The 2,495-nt window shown below is 66.6% G+C and carries 4 protein-coding genes; 1 reads left to right on the forward strand and 3 read right to left on the reverse strand.

Annotation, left to right across the window (positions count from 1 at the left end):
* Positions 1–223: 223 nt before the first annotated feature.
* The gene (locus VNE62_01565; protein ID HVE90977.1) at positions 224–580 is read right to left on the reverse strand and encodes a hypothetical protein; all 357 of its coding nucleotides are present in this window, start codon (positions 578–580) and stop codon (positions 224–226) included.
* A gap of 7 nt (positions 581–587) precedes the next feature.
* Here VNE62_01565 and VNE62_01570 point away from each other — a divergent pair, with 7 nt between their 5' ends.
* A complete protein-coding gene (locus tag VNE62_01570) occupies positions 588–1,373 on the forward strand; it encodes a hypothetical protein (protein HVE90978.1) in 786 nt (261 codons plus the stop codon).
* A 153-nt stretch (positions 1,374–1,526) separates the two neighbouring features.
* On the opposite strand, the gene VNE62_01575 is transcribed toward VNE62_01570, so the two are convergent.
* The gene (locus VNE62_01575) at positions 1,527–2,114 is read right to left on the reverse strand and encodes a transposase (protein ID HVE90979.1); all 588 of its coding nucleotides are present in this window, start codon (positions 2,112–2,114) and stop codon (positions 1,527–1,529) included.
* A gap of 1 nt (position 2,115) precedes the next feature.
* Positions 2,116–2,495 (reverse strand): ISAzo13 family transposase (locus VNE62_01580; protein ID HVE90980.1); only part of this gene is annotated, 380 nt, incomplete at its 5' end.

Genomic DNA, 2,495 nt, shown 5'->3' on the forward strand with positions numbered 1-2,495 from the left:
AGGAGTCGATCCACCGGAACTTGGACGAGAAAAGGGGGGGTTCGCGGAGGAGCAACTCGGCCGGTTATCGGGATGCATCCAGGCGGCAGGGATTTCACGGTGGCAGCGACTGCTTGGCTCCTAACCTCTTGCGGAAACGGAGATGTGGTACTCAGGGTGGTGTCCGACGGTAGTTGAATGGCAGCGTAGGCGAGGCTAACATGGCTGTCCAGGACCAGTTGCATCAATCTTTCTTGATCCAGGACGACCCATGCCCACGGACGACCTCGCGCGGCATTGCTGCCACAACCCTGACTGCCCTGAACACGGCCGCCGCGGCGCCGGCAACCTCTCCGTCTGCGGCCACTACGGCAAGAATCACCACCGCCTCTTGTACTGCAAGGCCTGCAAGGCCCGGTTCTCCGAGTTCAAGGGGACGCCCTTCTTCAACGCCAAACTCCCCTACGCCAAGGTCCTGGGGGTCCTGGAGCACCTCGACGACGGCTGCGGGACCCGACAGACCGCCCGACTGGTGGGGGTCTGCAAGGACACCGTCACCCGGCTGGCACTCCTGGCCGGTCAGCACGCCAAGGATACCCACGACGAGGTTGTGGCTTTTTCCCCCGGCGACGCGCGAGGTCCAGTTCGACGAGAAGTGGGCGTTCGTGGGCCAGAAGCAGAAGAACTGCAACGTCAACGACCCCGACGATGACCACTGCGGTGACTATTGGGATTTCGTGGCCTACGACCCCGAGCACCGGCTGGTCCTGATCGTGGTCCCGGGGGCGCGGTCGCTCGAGAACGCCGAGATCACCGTCGAGGAGACGAAGGCACGGCTGGGGGATGAGCCCCCGTTGATGACCAGCGACGAGTTGGCCGCGTACGCGACCGCGATCGAGACCACGTTCGGCGTGCCCGCCCCGCCCCCGGAGCGGCGTGGTCCCGGTCGGCCGCGGGTGGCCCCCGAACTCCGCCTGCCCGCGGGCGTCTGCTACGCGACGGTGCACAAGCACCGCGAGAACGGCCGCGTCGTCGCCGTGGGACAGGAGCAGGTCTTCGGGACGTCAGAGGATCTGGAGGAGGCGCTGGGCGCGTCGACGGTCAGTAGGAAGGTGAACACGTCGTTCTTGGAGCGTCAGCACGCGACCGACCGGGGCCGCAACGCGCGGAAATCGCGGAAGACGTACCGGTTCAGCAAGGATTGGCAGGTCCACGAGGCGGTCACGTACCTGACGATGTACAGCTACAACTTCTGCTGGTGCGTGCGGACGCTCCGGGTCAAGGACGAGGAGGGGCGTTGGCGGGCGCGGACGCCGGCCATGGCGGCGGGGCTGACCGATCACGTATGGACCTTGCGGGAATGGTTGATGCGTCCCGCCGTTCAATCACCGTAGGACACCACCCGATCTGGGCACCCGCGAGTTCCGGTACGTCTCCGCCGGGCACCCCGGGTTGGTCCACGTGTCACCGGGCGCGCCTCCGACGCTCCTCCAGACTTCGGGCCTGCCGATCGGCGTGGGCGAAGGCGGTTAGGCGATCGGCAGGACTTAAGTTACCTTCGATTCTTTGGGCATCGGCCTGATGATGATGTCGTATTTCGGCAGGGTCGCCGAACGCTCCAGCCGGGCCTCGTACGGCCTCATCTCCTTGGCGGTCAGGCGCACCCCGTCGGGATACATCCCGTCCAGCCGCCTCACCGTCGCATGACGACCCTTCCAGGTCATCCGCAGGGCGCATTGCAGGACCACCTTCAGCCGATCCAGCAACACCCCATTCCACTTCCTCTCCAACGCCGACCAGCATCGCTCGATCGGGTTGTATTTGCTGTGATAGGGCGGATAGTACACCAACCGCACCTCCAGCCCCGACCAGTCCACGAACTCCACCATCCGCCTCAGGAACTGCGTCCGACGCCCCGAGTTCTTCGGCCCGTTGTCCAGGTAGATCACCAGGCGCTTGACGTGCCCCAGGCCGGCGCCGGCCTGGGGCCACCACAACGGCAACGCGTCGGCCCCGGCGTCGCGGGGCTCGCGCGAGCCGAAGATCAGCCTCAACGCCCCGGTCGCCACCATCAGGATGCCGAAGGGGGTCAACTTCTCCTTGGCCGGCGGGTCGTGGTCCCAGCCCTCGGCCACCTCACCGTCGGAGCCGGTCCGGGTTTTTCCCCCCGCGGACATACTCGCCCAGGGCCACCTTGGCCTTGGTGTCCATCGAGATCTCCAGCGTCGCGGGATCGGCGCGGGCCTGCTCACGCACCGCCACGACGTCGGCGAAGATCGCGTCGGTCTGTTCGGTCTTCTTCAGCGGCTTCCCCTTCCTGATCCGCTTGAGGCGGTAGTTCATCCGGTTGAGGATATCCCGCATCGTCCGCTCGGCCGGCAGGTCGGCCTCGGCATGCCCCCTGGCGATCAGGGCGGTGCGGACCTCGGCGGCCGACAGGTGGGTGTACCGGCGCGCCGACTTGAGCGACGGGTCGGCGTAGGAACGGGGCTCGGCGATGGCGCGGATGTCGGCGG

This window comes from Actinomycetota bacterium (assembly GCA_035536535.1).
Taxonomy (GTDB): domain Bacteria; phylum Actinomycetota; class JAICYB01; order JAICYB01; family JAICYB01; genus DATLNZ01.